Origin of the sequence: Janthinobacterium sp. 64 (assembly GCF_002813325.1) — a bacterium.
In the GTDB taxonomy this organism is placed as follows: Bacteria; Pseudomonadota; Gammaproteobacteria; order Burkholderiales; family Burkholderiaceae_D; genus Janthinobacterium.
This window is the reverse complement of the sequence record NZ_PHUG01000001.1, coordinates 2,176,176-2,196,580: the sequence shown is the minus strand read 5'-3', so window position 1 is coordinate 2,196,580 and position 20,405 is coordinate 2,176,176. Positions and strand designations below refer to the sequence as shown.

Genomic DNA, 20,405 nt, shown 5'->3' with positions numbered 1-20,405 from the left:
TCGGACCCTCAGGGTCCGACCCCGGTCTTTGCTCCTGGGTTGAAATTATTTCCTCTATCCATCACCACGAAAGATATCCATGTCCCGTATCGCCACCACCTTTGCCACTTTAAAATCGAACAACAAGACCGGCCTGGTCACCTTCATCACCGCTGGCGACCCCGGCCCTGACGCCACCGTGCCGCTGATGCACGCGCTCGTCGAGGGTGGCGCCGATGTGCTCGAACTGGGCGTGCCGTTTTCCGACCCCATGGCCGAAGGCCCCGTCATCCAGCGGGCCTGCGAGCGGGCCTTGAAATTCAACGTCGGCATCCACGACGTGTTCGGCTATGTGCGCCAGTTCCGTGTAACGAACCAGACGACGCCTGTGGTACTGATGGGCTACGCGAATCCCATCGAGCGCATCGGCAGCGCCGCCTTCATTGCAGCGGCGCAAGCTGCCGGTGCCGATGGCGCCATCGTCGTCGACTATCCGCCGGAAGAGTGCGAAGAGTTTGGTGCGGCCATGCGCGAAGCAGGCCTCGACCTGATCTTCCTGCTGGCGCCCACCTCGACCGAAGAGCGCATCGCGCAAGTGGCCAAGGTTGGCGGCGGCTTCAGCTATTATGTGTCGCTCAAGGGCGTCACGGGCGCCGGTAACATTGATACGGAACAGGTGGCGGAACGTCTCGCGGCCATCCGCCAGCATGTAAAATTACCCATCGGCGTGGGCTTCGGCATCCGCGATGGCGCCACGGCCAAGGCCGTGGCCAAGGTGGCCGATGCCGTCGTGATCGGCAGCCGCATCATCCAGGAGATTGAAAATGCGCCGGAAGGCGGCGCCGTCGACGCCGTGCGCAGCTTTACGGCAGGCATCCGCGCCGCACTGGACGCCTGAGTAAGATTGCCGTTTACGCAAGATGCGTTGACGGCAAAGTTCGACAGCCCGGCGATAAACGGCTACACTTCGGCCACTGATTTGCCTGTAATTGTGCAATAGATAAAATTTCTGGTGGCGCCCCATGGGGGCGTCGCCGTTTACCGTCTGCCGGGGGCGTCCACCGACGCTACCCCTACAAGGGCCCAAGGAGAAAATATGAGTTGGTTGGAAAAACTGCTGCCACCGCGCATCCAGCGTTCGGACGCTGCCGCGCGCAAAACCATGCCGGAAGGCCTGTGGGTCAAGTGCCCGTCGTGCGAAGCCGTGCTGTACCGCACGGACCTGGAATCGAATTTGCACGTGTGCCCGAAATGCGACCACCACATGCGCATCCGCGCGCGTGAACGCCTCGACAGCCTGCTCGACGCGGGTGGCCGCTATGAAATCGGCCAGGAAATCCTGCCCGTCGACACCCTGAAGTTCAAGGACAGCAAGAAATACCCGGACCGCCTGAAGTCCGCCATGGAAGCGACGGGCGAGACGGATGCGATGGTCGTCATGGGCGGCGCCATCATGAGCCTGCCAGTGGTCGTGGCGTGCTTCGAATTCGAATTCATGGGCGGCTCCATGGGCTCCGTCGTGGGCGAGCGCTTCGTGCGCGGCGCGCAAATCGCGCTGGAACAGAAGGTGCCATTCATTTGCATCACCGCCACCGGTGGCGCGCGCATGCAGGAAGGCTTGCTGTCGCTGATGCAGATGGCAAAAACCACGGCCATGCTGACCAAGTTGTCGGAAAAGAAATTGCCATTCATCAGCGTGCTGACCGACCCGACCATGGGCGGCGTGTCCGCTTCGTTCGCCTTCATGGGCGACGTCGTCATTGCCGAGCCAAAAGCGCTGATCGGCTTTGCCGGCCCGCGCGTGATTGAAAACACCGTGCGCGAAAAACTGCCGGAAGGCTTCCAGCGCGCCGAGTTCCTCGTCACCAAGGGCGCCGTCGACATGATCGTCGACCGCCGCAAGATGCGCGAAGAAATCGCGCGTCTGCTGGCCTTGTTGCAAAACCAGGCTGTGGAAGTGCTGGCTTAATTTACCGCTGGCGTCGGGTTACGGCCTTTGGCCTAACCCGACCTACATCGTCCTGCCTCGTTATATCTCTTCTGCGCCTTGCGCATCGCATCCTTCAAGAAGTCTCCCATGCAAAACCTCCCCACCACCTTGCCGGACTGGCTCGCCATGCTGGAAACCCGCCATTCGGAAACCCAGATCAACATGGGCCTGGACCGCGTGCAAGCCGTCAAGGCGCGCATGCAACTGGCGTTTACTTGCCCCGTGATCATGGTGGCGGGTACGAATGGCAAAGGCTCCACCTGCGCCATGCTGGAATCCGTGCTGTTGCGTGCCGGCTACAAAGTGGGGCTGTACATCAAGCCGCACTTTCTCGATTTTAACGAGCGTGCGCGCGTGCTGGGTGAGATGGCCAGCGACGAGCAGCTCGTCGCCAGCTTCCATGCCGTCGAAGCCGTGCGCGGCGACACGCCGCTGACGTATTTCGAATTTACCACCCTGGCCATCCTGCATTTGCTGTCGCAGGCCAAGCTGGACGTGGCCATCCTGGAAGTGGGCCTGGGCGGGCGCCTCGACGCCGTCAACGTGATCGACGCCGATGTCGCCATCGTCACCAGCGTCGATATCGACCACACGGATTACCTGGGCGATACGCGTGAAGCGATCGGCTTTGAAAAGGCCGGCATCTTCCGTCCGGGCAAGGCGGCCATTTGCAGCGACCCCGTGCCGCCCCAATCCTTGATCGACCATGCCGCAGCCATCGGCGCCGACCTGTGGCTGATGGGCCGTGATTTCAATTACTCGGGCGACAAGCAGCAGTGGAACTACGGCGGACGCGAGCAGCGCCGCAATTCGCTCGCGTATCCAAGTTTGCGCGGCGCCAACCAGATCCTCAATGCGACGGCCGTGCTGGCCGCGCTGGAAGTGCTGAAGCTGACACTGCCAGTGGGCGCGCAGGAAGTGCGCACGGGCCTCGTGACGGTGGAACTGCCGGGCCGCTTCCAGGTCTTGCCGGGCCGCCCCAGCGTGATCCTCGACGTGGCGCACAACCCCCACGCGGCGTCGGCGCTGAACCAGAACCTGGGCAATATGGGTTTCCACCCGTACACCTATGCCGTGTTCGGCTCCATGCAGGACAAGGACATCGATGGCGTGCTGGCCGCGATGAGCGAGCACGTCGACCACTGGTGCCTGACTGGCTTGCCTTCACCGCGCGCGGCCACGGCTTCCGAGCTGGCCGCCAAGGTGCAGATCATGCTGGAAGATAAGCCCGACAGCAGCGAGCATACTGTGTCTATTTTCGATGATCCGGCACAAGCTTTTGCAAATGCAATGAGCCGGGCCGGTGAGAATGATAGAATTGTGGTCTTTGGTTCTTTCCTCACCGTTGCCGGCGTGATGAAGGCCCGAAAATCCTCACTTCACTGAAACGCACTCGACTGAAAATCACGCATGGGCTTGTTCTCGAAACTGTTTAAAAACAAGCAAGAATCCTCTGGCGAAGACAGCGGCTTTTATGTCCCTGGCGAAGCACAGTCGCCGACCCGCAAGCGCGCCGCCAACACCTCCGGTGGCGGCGGATCGCGCCGTGGCGGCAAGGAAGCGCCGGACCCGGTCTTGCCTGAAAAAAAGCGCGCCCGCCGCCGCCTGGTCGGGGCCATCGCTCTGGCCCTGGGTGTGGCTGTCGGCTTGCCGATGCTGCTCGATTCCGAGCCGAAAGCGCCTTTCAACGATATCGCCATCGACATTCCGTCGAAAGAAAAAGCCGCTGCGCCTGCGCCTGCTCCCGTGCCGGCCGCGCCCGCTCAAGCGGCTGCGCACACTGGCCTGGACCAGTCCGAGGAAATCATCGACGCACCGCTGCCGCCTGCGGCCAAGCCGACCCCTGCACCGACACCCATGCCGGCGCCCGTGCTGGCCGCCGTCCAGCCTGTGCCTGCCAAGCCAACTTATGTGGAACCGAAACCCGAGCCCAAGCCCGAGCCCAAGCCGGTCAAGGTCGAGCCGAAACCGGAACCGAAACACGAAAGCAAGCCCGAGCCGAAACACGAGTCCAAGCCCGAGTCCAAGCCTGAACCCAAGCATGAAGTAAAACCGGAAGCCAAGCCCGAACCGAAGCCTGCCAAGCCGGCGCAATCGGCCGACGATGCCGCGCGCGCGCTGGCGATTCTGGAAGGCAAGCCGCAAGAGAAAGCACAAGAGAAGGCGCAAGACAAGGCGCACGACGCCGGCAGCGGCAAGTTCGTGGTGCAGGTGGCGGCCCTGGCGACGCAGGACAAGGTTGATGAATTGCAGGACAAGCTGCGCGACGCGGGCATCAAGTCCTATACGCAGAAAGTCTCCAGCCCGGCCGGCGAGCGCATCCGCGTGCGCGTGGGCCCGTTCGGCAGCCGCGAAGACGCCGAAAAGACGCGCGCCAAGCTGCAAAAGCTGGGCCTGGGCGGCAGTCTGGTGCCGGCGTGATGTTGCAAGGCTGAACGGACGTGACGATCTTCGATTACCTGGTGCTGTTCGTGCTGGTGACGTCCGTGCTGATCAGCATGATGCGTGGCCTGGTCAAGGAAATACTGTCATTGGTCAGCTGGATCGTGGCTTTCGTCATCGCCAATGCGTATGGCGCCACCCTGGCGAAATTCCTGCCGGAAGCCGTGCCGGGCGAAGCCGTCCGTTTGTTGCTGGCCTTCGTGGTGTTGTTCATCGGCGTACGCATTTTGATGGGATTGCTGTCCATGACGGTCGACGCACTGGTCAAGGTGACGGGCCTGAGCCTGGCCGACCGCACCCTGGGCAGCCTGTTCGGCGTGGCGCGGGGACTGGTGATCGTGCTGACCGCCGTCATCTTGTGCGGCATGACATCCATACCGCAGCAGTCATTCTGGAAAAACGCGCTGCTCAGTCCGCTCGCGGAGCAGGGTGCGCGTGCCATCAAGCCTTATCTGCCTGCCGCTTACGCGCAGCATGTGAAATTTTGAATTTTTTTAAAATCAGTAGCACAGTTTAGGAGCACACCATGTGTGGCATCGTCGGCGTCGTTTCCCATCAACCTGTCAATCAATTGCTCTATGATGCATTGTTGCTCTTGCAACATCGCGGTCAGGACGCGGCAGGGATTGCGACCAATCACAGCAGTATGTTTTCCATGCACAAGGCCAATGGTCTCGTGCGTGACGTCTTCCGTACGCGTAACATGCGTTCGCTGCAAGGCACGACGGGCATCGGCCATTGCCGCTACCCGACGGCCGGTTCGTCGAGCGAAGAGGAAGCACAACCGTTTTATGTGAATGCGCCGTTCGGCATCACCCTGGCGCACAATGGCAACCTGACCAACTGGGAACAGTTGAAACAGGAAATGTTCAAAAATGACCGCCGCCACATCAATACCGATTCCGATTCGGAAGTGCTGCTCAACGTGCTGGCGCATGAAATCCAGGAAGCGACGACGGGCCTGAACCTGGACCCGGAAGCCATCTTCAAGGCCATCACCGTGCTGAACCGCCGCGTCAAGGGCGGCTACGCTGCCGTCGCGCAAATCGCCGGCGTGGGCTTGCTGGCCTTCCGCGATCCGCACGGCATCCGTCCCTTGTGCCTGGGCATCAATGAAACGGAGCAGGGTCCTGAATACCTGATCGCTTCCGAATCCGTGGCCCTGGAAGGCATGGGCTTCCGCTTCGTGCGCGACATTGGTCCCGGCGAAGCCGTCTTCATCGATGCCGACAAGAAATTGCACAGCGCCCAGTGCGCCGACAATGCCAGCCTGAACCCCTGCGTGTTCGAATTCGTCTACCTGGCCCGTCCCGACTCCGTCATCGACGGCGCCTCGGTGTACGCCACGCGCCTGAAAATGGGTGAATACCTGGCTGAAAAGATCCGTGCCGAATTGCCTGACGTGCATATCGACGTGGTCATGCCGATTCCCGATTCCTCGCGTCCGGCCGCCATCCAGCTGGCACTGGCGCTGAACCTGGAATACCGCGAAGGCTTCATCAAGAACCGCTACATCGGCCGCACCTTCATCATGCCGGGCCAGGCGGCGCGCAAGAAATCCGTGCGCCAGAAGCTCAACGCGATCCCGTCCGAATTCAAGGATAAAGTCGTGCTGCTGGTCGACGATTCCATCGTGCGCGGCACCACCAGCCGTGAAATCGTGCAGATGGCGCGCGAAGCGGGCGCGACGAAAGTCATCTTCGCCTCGGCCGCGCCACCGGTGATTTACCCGAACGTGTACGGCATCGACATGCCGACGCGCGATGAGCTGATCGCCTATGGCCGCACGACGGAAGAAGTGTGCCGCGAAATCACGGCCGATTACCTGGTGTACCAGGATATCGGCGCGCTGAAGCAGGCGATCGCCGACGTCAACCCGGCGCTCACCAACTTCGAGGCGTCGTGCTTCGATGGCGTGTACGTGACGGGCGACGTGTCGCAGGAGTATCTGGACCGCCTGGAATATGCGCGCCACCATCCGAAGGCGGCAGCGCCCGAAGATACGCCGCGTTCCCAGCTGAACCTGAACCTGGCAACAACGGAAGCATAAGTACCTGCCCGGCCGATGCCGGGCTTTTTTTCGGGGTCGGACCTTCAGGTCTGACCCCGGCATTTGCCTTGGGTTACGCGGCAAATCGAACTCCGGAACTTCCACCATGACCACCAAAAAAACCTACGGCTTTACCACCACCATCCTGCATAACGACCGCCGCAAGGGCATCGAGCACGGCTCGCTGCACAAGCCCGTGCATACTTCCGTTGCCTTCGGTTATGCCGACGCGCGCCAGCTCGCTTCCGTGTTCCAGGGCAAGGAGCCGGGTTTCCGCTACGGCCGCCAGGGTAACCCGACGGTGTCCGCGCTGGAAGACAAGGTCAACCAGATGGAAGACGGCGTGTCCACCTTGTGTTTCGCCACCGGCATGGGCGCCATCGGCGCCGTGGTGCAATCGCTGCTGCGTGCGGGCGACCATGTGGTGTCGTCGGCCTTTTTGTTTGGCAACACCAACAGCCTGTGGCAAACGGTGACGGGGCAGGGCATCGCCGTGACGTTCGTCGACGCCACCGATGTCGCCAACGTGGCGGCCGCCATCACGCCGGCCACGCGCATCGTGTTTGTGGAAACCATCGCCAACCCGCGCACGCAGATCGCCGACCTGAAGAAAATCGGCGACCTGTGCCGCGAGAAGGGCATCCTGTACATCGTCGACAACACGATGACCACGCCGTACCTGTTCCGCCCGAAAGCGGTGGGTGCGGGCCTGGTGGTCAATGCGCTGACGAAATCCATCGGCGGCCACGGCAATGCGCTGGGCGGCAGCTTGACGGATACGGGCGTGTTCGACTGGACGCAGTACCCGAACATCTTTGAAAACTACAAAAAGGCGGCGCCGGCGCAGTGGGGCATCGCGCAAATCCGCGCCAAGGCCTTGCGCGATTTCGGCGCATCGCTGGGCCCGGAAGCGGCGCACCATATCGCCGTCGGCGCGGAAACCATGGCCTTGCGCATGGACCGCACCTGCTCGAACGCCCTGGCGCTGGCCACCATGCTTGCCGCCGACCCGCGTGTAGCGGCCGTGCACTACCCGGGTTTGCCAGTGCACCCGCAGCACGCGCTGGCGACGGACTTGTTCCGCAGCTATGGCTCGCTGTTCAGCTTTGAATTAAAAGACGGTATCGACTGCTTCGATTTCCTCAATCGCCTGAATCTGGCCATTCCAGCGAGCAACCTTGGTGACACGCGCACCCTCGTCATTCCCGTCGCGCACACGATCTTTTATGAGATGGGCGCCGAGCGCCGCGCCAGCATGGGCATTGCCGAGTCCTTGATCCGCGTGTCGGTGGGTATTGAGGATGAGGCCGATTTGCTCGAGGATTTCCGTAGCGCCCTGGATGTATAAAACGCCTGGACAATAAAAAAGGGCCGCAACAGTCATGCTGTTGCGGCCCTTTTTGCATGTACTTGATTAATGCCAGCTGCGCATCAGTCCCACCGCCAAACCTTCCAACGCAAACTCGTCTTCCGGCGACACGGTGATCACCTTGAAGTCGGGGTTTTCCGGCAGCAGTTCGATGACGGAACCCGTTTTTTTGTAGCGCTTGACGGTGACTTCGTCGCCGATGCGGGCCACGACGATCTGGCCATTCTTGGCGCTGTCGACCTTTTTCACGGCCAACAAGTCGCCATCCATGATGCCGGCGTCGCGCATGGACCAGCCGCGCACCTTCAGCAGGAAGTCGGGCTTGGCCGAGAACAGGGCCGGGTCCACGTTGTAGCTCGCTTCCAGGTTTTCCTGTGCCAGGATGGGCGAGCCTGCCGCCACCCGGCCGATCAGGGGCAGCGACATCAGCAGTGCTGCCGGCACCTTCGATGCCGGCGCTTCAGCGGCCGCACCGATCAGGCGGATGCCGCGCGAAGTGCCGGGCGAAATCTCGATCGCGCCCTTGCGGGCCAGGGCCTGCAAATGCTCTTCGGCCGCATTGGCCGATTTGAAACCCAGTTCATTGGCGATTTCGGCACGGGTGGGTGGAAAACCCGTGTTTTCAATCGCGTCCTTGATCAGGTTCAGGATTTGTTCTTGTCGTGCTGTCAGCTTGATCATGAGCGGTGGGTGCATACTAAAATGCTGTCTATATGAACAGTCTGTATTTTTGTACAGTATCGCCCACTATGCAAGGGGATTTCCGCTATTTGCGCGAATTTCGTGCGAAATACTGGAATGGGCAGGAAAAAACGCCTGGCCTGCCCCGTGCGCGGGCCGCTTGTTGAAGGAATGATTGAAACGTTTGCAAAAGGCGGTTATAATCTTCGGCTGACCTTCCCACACCCGTCTTGACGCCGGGGTGGGCGATTATCAATCCGACCTGAAGGAGTTTGCATGCGTCATTATGAAATAGTCTTTATCGTCCATCCGGACCAAAGCGAGCAAGTGCCCGCGATGATCGAACGCTACAAAGCCAGCGTAACCACCCGCGGCGGTTCGGTTCACCGCGTGGAAGATTGGGGCCGCCGTCAAATGGCTTACTCGATCCAAAAGCTGCCTAAAGCACACTACATCTGCCTGAACATCGAATGCGACAACGAGACCCTGGTCGAGTTGGAAACAGCATTCAAATTCAATGATGCCGTGTTGCGTCACCTGACCGTTAAAATGAAGAAAGCTGAAACAGCTCCTTCGCCGATGATGAAATCGGTACAACGCGAAGACGCGGCCAAAAGCCACCGCACCGAAGCACCAGCAGCCGCTCCTGCCGCAGCCGCCGCTTAATTCTTGACCAGGATCGTGCGCTGAACCAGCTACAAGTTACCGCCATCATTGCCGAGCGCGAAATATTGCGCTATACCCCGGCAGGGTTGCCGATTGTGAATGCAGTATTGCAACACAGTTCGCAGCAGATGGAAGCAGGGATTGCCCGTTTGACCGAGTTTGATGTTGCCGCGCTAGCCGCTGGCGAAATTTCAGGCCGGTTCAGCCAGGCAAGCTTGGGCGGGGTGTATCAGTTCACGGGTTTCCTGGCCAGGAAGAGCCGCAACAGCAAGAGTTTGGTGTTTCACATCATTGATTTTAGTGCAGTCAATTCTGACTAGCGCATTTTAGATACAGGAGCCTGACATGGCATTCGGTAAAAAGTTCGACAAAAATAAGCTCAAGCTTAAAGAAAAACGCAAACAGCAAAACCCTTTGTTCAAACGTAAGAAGTTCTGCCGCTTCACCGCAGCGCACGTTGAGCAAGTCGACTACAAAGACGTCGACACGCTGAAAGACTTCGTCCAGGAAAACGGCAAGATCATGCCAGCACGCCTGACCGGTACCAAAGCGCACTACCAGCGCCAAGTCGACACCGCAATCAAGCGCGCTCGCTTCCTCGCGCTGCTGCCATACACCGATCTGCACCACGCTTAATCGGTCAGATATTCCTGGAGAAGAACTATGCAAATCATTCTGTTAGAAAAAGTTGTTAACGTCGGTAACCTCGGCGAAGTCGTCAAAGTCAAAGACGGTTACGCACGTAACTTCCTGATCCCGCAACGCCTGGCACGTCGTGCCACGGCAACCGCTGTGGCTGAATTCGAAGTCAAGCGCGCCGAACTGGAAAAAGCTGCTGCCGCCAAACTGGCCGCATCGCAAGCCCAGGGCGAAAAACTGAGCGGCCTGACCGTTCAAGTTGCTCAAAAAGCTGGTGTTGATGGCCGTCTGTTCGGTTCCGTCACCAACTTCGACATCGCTGAAGCGCTGACCAAGCAAGGTTTTGCTGTTGAAAAAGCACAAATCCGCATGCCTACCGGCCCGCTGAAGATCGTTGGCGAGCACAACGTTTCGGTTGCTCTGCACACCGACGTGGTCGTGGAAGTTGTTATCGCTGTCGTACCAGACGCGAACGCGTAATTGTCTGCGGGCCTGGCCCGCAAGCATTGCCGCACGATGAAAAGCCGGGTTCGCCCGGCTTTTTTGTGGCCTTTTTTTCGCTCATTTTCAGCCCTTTATTTTTGCCAGCACGCCGAAGCGGGTATAATTCGCGCCATGAACGCCCCCTCTGATCCGCAACTGGATTCCCTCCGTATTCCGCCGCATTCGATCGAAGCAGAACAATCCGTCATCGGTGGTCTGTTGCGCGACAATGCAGCGTATGACCGCATCGCCGACTTCATGCATGCGGAGGATTTCTATCGCTATGACCATCGCATCATCTTCGAGCAAATCGTCAAGATGATTAACGGCTCCAGGCCGGCCGATGTCATTACTGTTTTTGAAACCCTGACCCAGCTCGGCAAGGCCGATGATGTGGGCGGACTCGCTTACCTGAACGCCATGGCGCAAAACACGCCATCGGCCGCGAACATCCGGCGTTATGCCGAGATCGTGCGCGACCGCGGCGTGCTGCGCAAGCTCATCACCGTCGCCGACGATATCTCCGGCACGGCCTTCAGCCCGCAAGGCAAGGAAGTCAAGCAGATGCTTGACGAGGCCGAATCGAAGATTTTCGCCATCGCCGAAGAAGGCGCGCGCGGCGCCCAGGGCTGGACCGCCATCCAGCCCCTGCTGACGCAGGTGGTCGAGCGCATCGACGAGCTGTACAGCCGCGACAACCAGAGTGAAATCACGGGCGTGCCCACCGGTTTCATCGACCTCGACCGCATGACCTCCGGTCTGCAGCCGGGCGACCTGGTGATCGTAGCCGGCCGTCCTTCGATGGGCAAGACGGCGTTTTCCGTCAACATCGGTGAAAACGTGGCCATCGACAGCGGCTTGCCCGTGGCCGTGTTCTCGATGGAGATGGGCGGCGCCCAGCTGGCCATGCGTATGCTCGGTTCCGTGGGACAGCTCGACCAGCACCGTCTGCGCACGGGCCGCCTGAACGACGAAGACTGGCCGCGCCTGACCAACGCGATTCAAAAGATGAACGACGCGCAGTTGTACATCGATGAAACGCCGGCCTTGAATTCGATCGAATTGCGCGCCCGCTCGCGCCGTTTGTCGCGTCAATGCGGCAAGCTGGGCCTGATCATCGTCGATTACTTGCAGCTGATGTCGGCCAATAGCCCGGGCGACAACCGCGCCACGGAAATTTCCGAGATTTCACGGGGCTTGAAAGGCCTGGCGAAAGAACTCGGTTGCCCCGTGATCGCGTTGTCGCAGCTGAACCGCTCGCTGGAGCAACGCCCGAACAAGCGTCCCGTGATGTCGGACTTGCGCGAATCGGGCGCTATTGAGCAGGATGCCGACGTGATCCTGTTCATTTACCGTGACGAGGTGTATAACCCCGACTCGCCAGACAAGGGGACGGCCGAAATCATCATCGGTAAACAACGTAACGGTCCGATCGGCAGCATCCGCCTCACCTTCATGGGGCAGTACACCAAATTTGGCAATTACAGTGGTGGCCTGGCGCTTTACCAAGGCGACTAAGACTCAGCAGCACTGATATTCCATTGGCCGCCCCCTCATACGGGGCGGCTTTCTGTAGTAAATAACACGACTCAATGCTTAACGGAGAATGACATGTTTGGACGCTTGATGCCCACTGAGGGCAAGTTTTTTGAATTGTTTAACCAGCACGCGGAACTGTGCGTCAAGGGCGCTAAAGAAATGCTCGGCCTGATGACCAATTTCGATGACCTGGAAAACCGCGTGCATGCGATCGAAAGCATCGAGAAACAGGCGGACAAAGTCACCTACGCCACCGTGGAAATGCTGCACAAGACCTTCATCACGCCGATCGACCGCGACGACATCCATCAGCTGATCACGCGCCAGGACGACATCCTCGACCTGCTGGAAGATGCGGCGCAAACCGTCTCGCTGTACGACCTGAAAGCCGTCACGCCGGAAGCCAAGCGCCTGGCCGAACTGGTGCTGGCCTGTACCGAAAAAGTACGCGACGCCGTCGCCATGCTGCACAACATGGACAACTCGCGCAAGATCGTCGCCATCTGCGAAGAGATCGACCGCCTGGAATCGGACGCCGACCACGTGATGCGCGCCGCCATGTCCAAGCTGTTCCGCGACGAACCGGACGTGCGCAACCTGATCAAGCTGAAAGCGATCTACGAAATTCTGGAAACCGTGACCGACCGTTGCGAAGATGTGTCCAATATTATCGAAGGCATCATCGTCGAAAACGCGTAAGCGTTGGGCCTGTCCTGAACCAGAATCAGAAAAGAAACTACAATGACCATACAAATCAGCATCTACGTGCTAGGCCTGTTGATCGCCCTCGCGCTGCTGTTTGACTTCATGAACGGCTTCCACGATGCCGCCAACGCGATCGCCACGGTGGTCTCGACGGGCGTATTGAAACCGCAGACCGCCGTTGCCATGGCTGCCACGTTCAACTTCGTCGCCATCTTCGTGTTCCACCAGCTGACCGTGGCCGCCACGGTGGGAAAAGGAACCATTGACCCGACAGTGATCGACCAGTACGTGATCTTCGGCGCGCTGATGGGCGCCATCTTCTGGAATTTGTTTACCTGGTACTACGGCATTCCATCGTCGTCCTCGCACGCCCTGATCGGCGGCCTGGTGGGCGCCGCCGTCGCCAAGTCGGGCACGGGCGCGCTGGTCGCGGCCGGCCTGTGGAAAACCGTCGCCTTCATCGTCATCGCTCCGGTGCTGGGTTTCGTGTTCGGTTCGATCATGATGCTGCTGGTGTCGTGGATTTTTGTCCGCTCGACGCCGCGCAAGGTCGACAAGTGGTTCCGCCGTTTGCAACTGGCATCGGCAGCCGCCTACAGCCTGGGCCACGGCGGCAACGATGCGCAAAAGACCATCGGCATCATCTGGATGCTGCTGATCGCCGCCGGCTACTCGAACGCAGCCGATGCGATGCCGCCGCTGTGGGTCATCATCTCGTGCTACACGGCCATCAGCTTCGGTACGCTGTTCGGCGGCTGGCGCATCGTCAAGACCATGGGCCAGAAGATCACCAAGTTGAAACCCGTCGGCGGCTTCTGCGCCGAAACGGGCGGTGCCATCACCCTGTTCGTCTCGACGGCGCTGGGCATTCCCGTGTCGACCACGCACACCATCACGGGCGCCATCGTCGGCGTCGGCTCGTCGCAAAAAATGTCGGCCGTGCGCTGGGGCGTCGCGGGCAACATCGTCTGGGCCTGGATCTTCACGATTCCCGCTTCCGCGTTCGTTGCGGCAGTGGCCTGGTGGATCGGCCACCATATCATGTGATGAAGTACCGTCGCGATTGAAAAGGGAGCCGTTCAGGCTCCCTTTTTTTATCTGTCTGGTGGTCGAGAATGACTGGCCGCTCTTGTTCGCTTCATGCTGCGTGGCTTCACCGTTCGCTAGTCTATATACACAGCCTTAGCCCAGCTCGACGGTCATGCCCTCGGCCGCCAGGAACACCTGCAACGCCCCCAGCCGCACGGCAAAGCGCGCCATCACGTCGGCAAAAGCCGCTTCCAGTTGATCGTCGCTGCGGCCCGGTTCATGGTGGGTGCAATACAGTCGTTTGGCGCCGCAGCGCAGGGCCAGTTCAAACGCGCCGTCGAAGGTGCCGTGGCCCCAGCCGCGCTTGGCTTCGTATTCGTCGCGCGTGTACGAGCAGTCCATGATCAGCGCGTCGACGCCGGCAATGGTCTGGTCGATGGCGGCCTGGCGCTGCGCGATCATGGCCTGGCAGGCGGAATGGGCGGGCGAACCGCTGGCATGCGGGTTGTCGAACGGTTCATGGTCACCGCTGAAAAACAGCGAGGCGCCGCCGGACTCGATGCGGTAGCCGAGGTTGATCACCGGATGGTTCATTTTGGCATTCGTCACCACCGCATCGGCCACTTCCGCGCGCTCGCCGACGGCCAGGGTGCGGTAGTCGATCTCGGCCGCCATGGCCGCTTCGCTGACGGGAAAATAATTGTTCTGCAACTGCGTGGCCATCACGTGTTCGATGCCATTGCCGGCCGCGTCCGCCGCGCCATACAGGCGCACGCGGCTGCCGCGGATGAACAGCGGGGCGAACATGGGCAGGCCGTGGATATGGTCCCAGTGGCTGTGGGTGATCAGGATGTGGGCCGTGGCGGGGCCTGGCGGCAGTGCGCGGGCCAGGGCAAAGAGGCCGCTGCCGCCATCGAGTACCAGCAGGGCGCCGCTGGCCGTGCGCACTTCGATGCAGGTCGTGTTGCCGCCGTAGCGCACCGTGTGCGGACCGGGCGAGGGGATCGAACCGCGCACGCCCCTGAAGGTGAATTTCATCACTGCCTTGTTATAGTGTAACGATTGTTGATTCTATTCTAATTGTAGGGCAAGAAACGGCATTTTTAATAGTTGTTGCGTTTCGGAAATCTTTTTTCGGTTGTTGCCTTTTTGTAATGTACAGCCGGCAGCTGGCAACGGTACACTTGCGGTTGTTGCCACTTCCCCAGTCCACCATCATGCTCCAGCTGCTCCCCGAGCAAATCGCCCAGCGGCTCGACCAGCTGACTGAACTGAGCGTCGAACTGGGCCGTGGCGCGGCGGCAGGCATGCTGCACGGCGGCGATATCACGCCCCTGCTCGAACGCATCGTGCTGGTCGCCAAGGACATGACGGGCGCCGACGGCGGCACCTTGTACCGTCCCGGCGCCGATGGGCGCAGCCTGGAATTTCATATCAGCATCAACGACAGCCTGGGGCTGCGCCAGGGCGCCAGCGCCGGCGTGGCGGTCGGCGTGCCGGGCGTGGCGCTGTGGCTGGAAGACGGCGCACCCAACCTGGCATCGGTGGCGGCGTACGCCGCGCATCGCCGCGTGTCGGTCAATATCGACGATGTCTACCAGTCGGGCGAATTCAATTTCTCGGGCATGCGTGCCTTTGACGACCATTATGGCTACCGTTCCACTTCCTTCCTGACGGTGCCGATGAGCGATCATGAAGGTGAGCTGATCGGCGTACTGCAATTGATCAATGCCCAGGATCGCGCGACCGGCGCGGTGCAGGCGTTTTCCGCCACCGACCAGCGCTTTATCGAGGCGCTGGCGGCGCAGGCTGCAGTGGCGCTGACCAATCAATTGCTGCTGCGCCAGCTGGAACAGTTGCTGGAGTCCTTGGTCAACCTGATCAATATCGGCATCGATGAAAAGTCGCCGTACACGGGCCGCCATTGCCAGTTCGTGCCGAAACTGACCATGATGCTGGCCGACGCCGTGCATGCGGTCGATACGGGGCCGATGGCTGCTTTCCAGCTGAGCGAAAACGAACGCAAGCAGCTGTGGCTGGCTGGCCTCTTGCACGATTGCGGCAAGATCACCACTCCGGTGCATGTGGTCGACAAGGCCACCAAGCTGGAAACCATCCATGACCGCATCCACCTGGTCGACACGCGCTTCGAAGTACTGCTGCGCGACGTGGAAATTAGCGCATTAAAAGAACAGCTGGCGGCTCCCGAACGCCAGCAGGAGATCGCGCAAGCAATGCAGCAGCAGCAAATGGTGCTGCGCGAAGAGCGCGACTTTTTACGCCATGTCAATATCGGCGGCGAAGGCATGTCGCCGGCCGACCAGGCACGGGTGCGCACGATCGCGGCGCGGCGCTGGACCGGCCCCGACGGTGTCGAGCGCGATTTCCTTGACGCCAATGAGCTGGAGAATCTGACGATCCGTTTCGGCACCCTGACCGATGCCGAGCGCAAGATCATCAACAACCATATTTCGGTGTCGATCCGCATGCTCGAAGCATTGCCGTGGCCCAAGCATTTGCAAAAGGTGCCCGAATACGCGGGCGGCCACCATGAACGCATGGATGGCAACGGTTATCCGCGCGGGCTGACGCGCGAGCAGATGTCGGTGCCGGCGCGGCTGATGGCGATCGCCGATATTTTCGAGGCGCTGACGGCGCGCGACCGTCCCTATAAAAAGGGCAAGTCGCTGTCCGAGTCGCTGCGCATCCTGGGCCACTTCAGCCTGAACGGCCATATCGATCCCGACCTGTTCGATGTCTTTATTCGCAGCAAGGTGTACCTGGCGTTTGCCCGGCAGCACATGCATCCCGAACAGATCGATGCCGTCGACGAGGCGGCCATTCCCGGTTACGTGCCCTGATGCGCTGGCTTGCTGTCATGAAAAAGCATGGCGTGCGGCTGCTGCTGGGCGCGCTGTTGACGCTGCTGGCCGCCTGCGCCAGCATCGGTCTGTTCGGCGCCGATACCTTGGGCCGGCTGGACGCCATGCTGGGCGACATGCGCATGCGTGCCGAGGCGCCGCAGCTCGACAAGCGCATCGTGATCGTCGATATCGATGAAAAAAGCCTGAACCGGATCGGCCGCTATCCCTGGGGCCGCGACGTGCAGGCGCGGCTGGTGACGCAATTGACGCGCCACTATGGCGTGGCCGCGCTCGGCTTCGATATCTCGTTTCCCGAACCCGACAGCAGTTCCGGCTATGGCGTGCTGGCCGGCCTGGCCAAGGGAGAACTGGCCGGCGTGCCGGGCTTGAGCGCCCAGCTGGAACGCCTGAAACCGCGGATGGATTACGACGCCCTGTTTGCCGAGGCGATGCGCGGCCAGCCGGTGGTGCTCGGCTATAGCGTGTCGGACCGGCAAAAGAAAGGCATGCTGCCCAAGCCGGCGTTCACCGTGCTTGATCTGAACGGGCGCACGGTGACGGCGTTTACGTCGCCCGGCTATGCCGCCAACCTGGCGCAGCTGCAACAGGCGGCGCAAGGGGCCGGCATCTTTACGGCCCTGACCGACAGCGACGGCGTGCTGCGCTCATCGACCCTGCTTGCGCGCATCGGCGACGCGTATTACCCGTCGCTGTCGCTGGCCACGGCCAGCGTGTACCTGAAGGCGCGCGCGATCGCACCCGTGTTCGGCCAGACCGCCGACAAGTTGTCCGAGGCCGAGCGCGAGCACGGCGGCCTGGACCGCATCGCCGTATTCACGCCGCGCGGACGCCTCGATATCCCGGTCGGCGAAGGCCTGACCACCACCATCGAGTTTCGCGGCAAGGGCGGCCCGGACGGCGGCGCCTTCCGCTATGTGTCGGCGGCCGACGTGTTGATGGGGGCGGTGCCGGCGGACGTGCTGCACGGCGCCATCGTGCTGGTGGGCACCACAGCCGCCGGCCTGAACGATATTCGCGCCACGCCCGTCAATGCCGAGTTTCCCGGTGTGGAAGTGCACGCCAACCTGATCAAATCCATCCTTGACGGCCAGTTCAAGTCGCGCCCCGACTATGCGCTGGCGATCGAGTTCGGCCAGGTGGTGCTGGCGGGTTTGCTGCTCGGCGGCGCACTGGCGCTGGCCGCGCCGGCGGCGGCCGTGTTGCTGGCCGGCGCGGCGCTGGCCGGCGCGCTGGGCCTGAACTGGTGCTTGTATCACTACTTCGACGCGGCGCTCGATGTTGCCGTGTTGCTGCTGTTGATTGCGGCGCTGTTCGTCACCAATCTGGCGTGGGGCTATTTTTTCGAAGTGCGCAAGGGCAGGGCGCTGGTGTCGCGCTTCGGCCAGTACGTGGCGCCGGAACTGGTGGCACAGATGGCCGACAATCCCGACCGCTACAGCATGGATGGCGAAAGCCGCGAGCTGACGGTGCTGTTTGCCGACGTGCGCGGCTTTACGGCCATTTCGGAACAGATGACGCCGCAGCAGTTGCGCGAATATATCAACCTGTACCTGACGGCCATGTCGGAAGACATCCGCGACAGCCACGGCGGCACGCTGGACAAATATATCGGCGACGCCGTGATGGCGTTCTGGGGCGCACCGGTGGCGTTTCCCGACCATGCGGGCCGTGCCGTGGCCAGCGCCCTGCTGATGCAGCGCAGCGCCGGTCGGTTGAACCAGCAATTCCAGGCGCGCGGCTGGCCGCCGTTGCAGATCGGCATAGGCCTCAACAGTGGCCTGATGCATGTGGGCGACATGGGCTCGCGCATCCGCCGCGCCTATACCGTGATGGGCGACGCCGTCAACCTGGGCGCGCGCCTGGAAGGCATGACCAAGGTGTATGGCGTGGGCATCGCCGTGAGCGAATTCACGCGTGCGCAGGCGCCGCAATTCGCCTACCGCGAACTGGACCGCGTGCGGGTCAAGGGCAAGACTGAACCGGTGGCCATTTTCGAGCCGCGCTGCTTGCTGGCAGACGTCGACGCCGGCGAACTGGCGCTGCTGGCGCGTTGGTCGCGCGTGCTGGAACTGTTGCGTGCGCTCGACTGGGATGGCGCAGAGGCAATCTTGGCGGAACTGCCAGACGATGGGCTGCGCCGGCTGTACGCCGGACGCCTGCGCCAGTATCGCGCAACGCCGCCTGGCGAGGACTGGGATGGTGTGACCAATTTCCAGACAAAGTAACCATCGCCGGCAGAAAAATTTCTGACTGGAAATCAAAATCCGTCTAAACTTTGCTTTTAATTAATTGATGGTCCAGCCGCGTCTGGCTGGCCATGCAACCACAAGAACTTTCACACATGAATTATCGTCTGGTGCGCCTGCTTGCAGGTTCCGCGCTGTTGTTCTGCGCGGCATGCGCAAACGCCCAAACCCCCGCCGCCGACAGTGCCGTCCCGCTGTTTGATATCGCCAGCTACGAGGTCAGCGGCGACACCTTGCTGGGGCCGCAACTGGTGCAATCGCTGGTGGCGCCGTTCGCCGGCCAGCAGCGCGACTTTGGCGCCATCCAGCAAGCCGTCGAGGCGCTGGAAAACGCCTACCGCGCGCGCGGCTACACCCTGGTGCAGGTGGCCTTGCCGGAACAGGAACTGGCGCATGGCGCCGTGCGCCTGGAAGTGGTGCAGACGCAAATTGGCAAGGTGGCCATCACCGGCAACCAGGAATTCGACGATGCCAACGTGCGCCGCGCGCTGCCCACCCTGGTCGAAGGGCAGACGCCGAACATGCCGGCCCTGGGGCAAAGCCTGAAGCTGGCCAATGAAAATCCGGCCCGCAAGATGGAGGTCAAGCTGGCTACCGGCGAGGCCGACGGCACGGTCGACGCCAGCATCGCGGTGGCGGACGAACGCGCCTGGAAAGCCACGCTCAACCTCGACAATACCGGCAGCAAGGACTCCGGCAAGACCCACGCCAGCGTGGTGCTGCAGCATGCCAACCTGTGGGGCCGCGATCATGTGGCTAGCCTGCAATACACCACCTCGCTCGAACACGCCAGCCAGGTCGCTGTGTACGGCCTCGGCTACCACGTGCCGCTGTATGCGCTGGGCGACTCGCTGGACTTTTTTGCCAGTTATTCGAACGTCGATTCGGGCAGCGTCGCGGCCGGTATTTTTGATCTGGCCGTCAGCGGCCGCGGCACCACTGCCGGCGCGCGCTACAACCAGAACTTCGGCAAGCGCGACAACTATGAGCCCAAGCTGGTGTATGGCCTGGACTTCAAGGCCTATCGCAACAGCCTGCAGTTCTTCGGCATGGAGCTGGGCACCAACGTGACGGTGCACCCCGTCAGCATCGCCTATATCGGCGCCTGGAGCTTGCCACGTGGCGAGACCAGCGTGGGCCTGACCCTGGCGCGCAATATTCCCGGCGGCAAGAATGGCAGTCAGCACGATTTTACGCTGGCACGTTTCGGCGCCAAGGCCGGCTACAGCACCTTGCGCCTGAGCGCCAGTCATGCCCAGGTGCTGGACAACGACTGGCAATGGCGCGCGTTGTTCAACGGCCAGTACACGCCCGATGCGCTGGTGCCGGGCGAGCAGTTCGGCGTCGGTGGCGCGGCCACGGTGCGCGGCTTCCTGGAACGCGAAGTGGCGAACGATTCCGGCGCCAACCTGAATCTGGAACTGTACACGCCGAACTGGTGCGGCGATGGCGGCTACCAGTGCCGCGCGCTGGCGTTTTATGACACGGGCTGGGTGCGCCGCAATCATGGCTTGCCCGGCGAAATCGACAGCATGGCGATCGGCTCGGCAGGCCTGGGCCTGCGCATCCTGCTGAACCGCTACGCCAACCTGCAACTGGACTATGCACATGTGGTCAACCCCGGCCAGACGGGGCGCCGCGACGCCAACCGCCTGCATTTCAGAGTTGCGCTGTCGTACTGATGTACTGAGTTCCAAGGATA

Annotated in this window: 19 protein-coding genes; 17 read left to right on the top strand and 2 right to left on the bottom strand. The window is 61.3% G+C overall.

The window, feature by feature from the left end; genetic code table 11:
• Positions 1 to 79: 79 nt before the first annotated feature.
• From trpA to CLU91_RS09605, 7 genes are all read left to right on the top strand, one after another.
• Positions 80 to 877: a tryptophan synthase subunit alpha gene (trpA, locus tag CLU91_RS09635; protein ID WP_100873973.1), complete on the top strand. Its 798-nt coding sequence runs from the start codon at positions 80 to 82 to the stop codon at positions 875 to 877.
• 198 nt (positions 878 to 1,075) lie between these two features.
• Positions 1,076 to 1,948 (top strand): acetyl-CoA carboxylase, carboxyltransferase subunit beta, encoded by an 873-nt coding sequence (gene accD / locus CLU91_RS09630; RefSeq protein ID WP_010400390.1) that lies wholly within the window; start codon positions 1,076 to 1,078, stop codon positions 1,946 to 1,948.
• A gap of 108 nt (positions 1,949 to 2,056) precedes the next feature.
• A complete protein-coding gene (gene folC, locus CLU91_RS09625) occupies positions 2,057 to 3,355 on the top strand; it encodes a bifunctional tetrahydrofolate synthase/dihydrofolate synthase (RefSeq protein ID WP_100873972.1) in 1,299 nt (432 codons plus the stop codon).
• A gap of 24 nt (positions 3,356 to 3,379) precedes the next feature.
• A complete protein-coding gene (locus CLU91_RS09620; protein ID WP_100873971.1) occupies positions 3,380 to 4,390 on the top strand; it encodes an SPOR domain-containing protein in 1,011 nt (336 codons plus the stop codon).
• 20 nt (positions 4,391 to 4,410) lie between these two features.
• Positions 4,411 to 4,899, top strand: a complete 489-nt coding sequence (locus tag CLU91_RS09615) for a CvpA family protein (protein WP_100873970.1) — start codon at positions 4,411 to 4,413, stop codon at positions 4,897 to 4,899.
• Between the two features lie 38 nt (positions 4,900 to 4,937).
• Complete coding sequence (gene purF / locus CLU91_RS09610; protein WP_071076105.1) at positions 4,938 to 6,461, top strand: amidophosphoribosyltransferase; 1,524 nt, start codon at positions 4,938 to 4,940, stop codon at positions 6,459 to 6,461.
• 106 nt (positions 6,462 to 6,567) lie between these two features.
• The gene (locus CLU91_RS09605; protein WP_100873969.1) at positions 6,568 to 7,809 is read left to right on the top strand and encodes a cystathionine gamma-synthase family protein; all 1,242 of its coding nucleotides are present in this window, start codon (positions 6,568 to 6,570) and stop codon (positions 7,807 to 7,809) included.
• 66 nt (positions 7,810 to 7,875) lie between these two features.
• Here CLU91_RS09605 and lexA read toward each other — a convergent pair whose 3' ends face one another.
• Positions 7,876 to 8,511, bottom strand: a complete 636-nt coding sequence (gene lexA, locus CLU91_RS09600) for a transcriptional repressor LexA (protein ID WP_071076106.1) — start codon at positions 8,509 to 8,511, stop codon at positions 7,876 to 7,878.
• Between the two features lie 276 nt (positions 8,512 to 8,787).
• On the opposite strand from lexA, the gene rpsF reads away from it, so the two are divergent.
• From rpsF to CLU91_RS09565, 7 genes are all read left to right on the top strand, one after another.
• Positions 8,788 to 9,177: a 30S ribosomal protein S6 gene (rpsF, locus tag CLU91_RS09595; RefSeq protein ID WP_034750499.1), complete on the top strand. Its 390-nt coding sequence runs from the start codon at positions 8,788 to 8,790 to the stop codon at positions 9,175 to 9,177.
• Between the two features lie 20 nt (positions 9,178 to 9,197).
• Positions 9,198 to 9,497, top strand: coding sequence for a primosomal replication protein N (gene priB, locus CLU91_RS09590; protein WP_034783455.1), 300 nt, complete (start codon positions 9,198 to 9,200; stop codon positions 9,495 to 9,497).
• 25 nt (positions 9,498 to 9,522) lie between these two features.
• A complete protein-coding gene (gene rpsR, locus CLU91_RS09585; protein ID WP_010400024.1) occupies positions 9,523 to 9,813 on the top strand; it encodes a 30S ribosomal protein S18 in 291 nt (96 codons plus the stop codon).
• A gap of 27 nt (positions 9,814 to 9,840) precedes the next feature.
• Complete coding sequence (rplI, locus tag CLU91_RS09580) at positions 9,841 to 10,296, top strand: 50S ribosomal protein L9 (RefSeq protein ID WP_034783456.1); 456 nt, start codon at positions 9,841 to 9,843, stop codon at positions 10,294 to 10,296.
• A 135-nt stretch (positions 10,297 to 10,431) separates the two neighbouring features.
• Complete coding sequence (locus CLU91_RS09575; protein WP_071076107.1) at positions 10,432 to 11,817, top strand: replicative DNA helicase; 1,386 nt, start codon at positions 10,432 to 10,434, stop codon at positions 11,815 to 11,817.
• A gap of 93 nt (positions 11,818 to 11,910) precedes the next feature.
• Positions 11,911 to 12,537, top strand: a complete 627-nt coding sequence (locus tag CLU91_RS09570; RefSeq protein ID WP_010400015.1) for a DUF47 domain-containing protein — start codon at positions 11,911 to 11,913, stop codon at positions 12,535 to 12,537.
• Positions 12,538 to 12,579: 42 nt separating this feature from the next.
• A complete protein-coding gene (locus CLU91_RS09565; protein WP_100873968.1) occupies positions 12,580 to 13,590 on the top strand; it encodes an inorganic phosphate transporter in 1,011 nt (336 codons plus the stop codon).
• A gap of 135 nt (positions 13,591 to 13,725) precedes the next feature.
• Here CLU91_RS09565 and CLU91_RS09560 read toward each other — a convergent pair whose 3' ends face one another.
• Positions 13,726 to 14,610, bottom strand: a complete 885-nt coding sequence (locus tag CLU91_RS09560) for an MBL fold metallo-hydrolase (protein ID WP_100873967.1) — start codon at positions 14,608 to 14,610, stop codon at positions 13,726 to 13,728.
• 179 nt (positions 14,611 to 14,789) lie between these two features.
• Here CLU91_RS09560 and CLU91_RS09555 point away from each other — a divergent pair, with 179 nt between their 5' ends.
• From CLU91_RS09555 to CLU91_RS09545, 3 genes are all read left to right on the top strand, one after another.
• Positions 14,790 to 16,433, top strand: coding sequence for an HD domain-containing phosphohydrolase (locus CLU91_RS09555; protein WP_100876661.1), 1,644 nt, complete (start codon positions 14,790 to 14,792; stop codon positions 16,431 to 16,433).
• A gap of 17 nt (positions 16,434 to 16,450) precedes the next feature.
• Positions 16,451 to 18,682, top strand: coding sequence for a CHASE2 domain-containing protein (locus CLU91_RS09550; RefSeq protein ID WP_232730690.1), 2,232 nt, complete (start codon positions 16,451 to 16,453; stop codon positions 18,680 to 18,682).
• Between the two features lie 116 nt (positions 18,683 to 18,798).
• Positions 18,799 to 20,385 carry a ShlB/FhaC/HecB family hemolysin secretion/activation protein gene (locus CLU91_RS09545; RefSeq protein WP_100873965.1) on the top strand — a complete coding sequence of 529 codons (1,587 nt, stop codon included), beginning with the start codon at positions 18,799 to 18,801 and terminating at the stop codon, positions 20,383 to 20,385.
• Positions 20,386 to 20,405 lie beyond the last annotated feature (20 nt).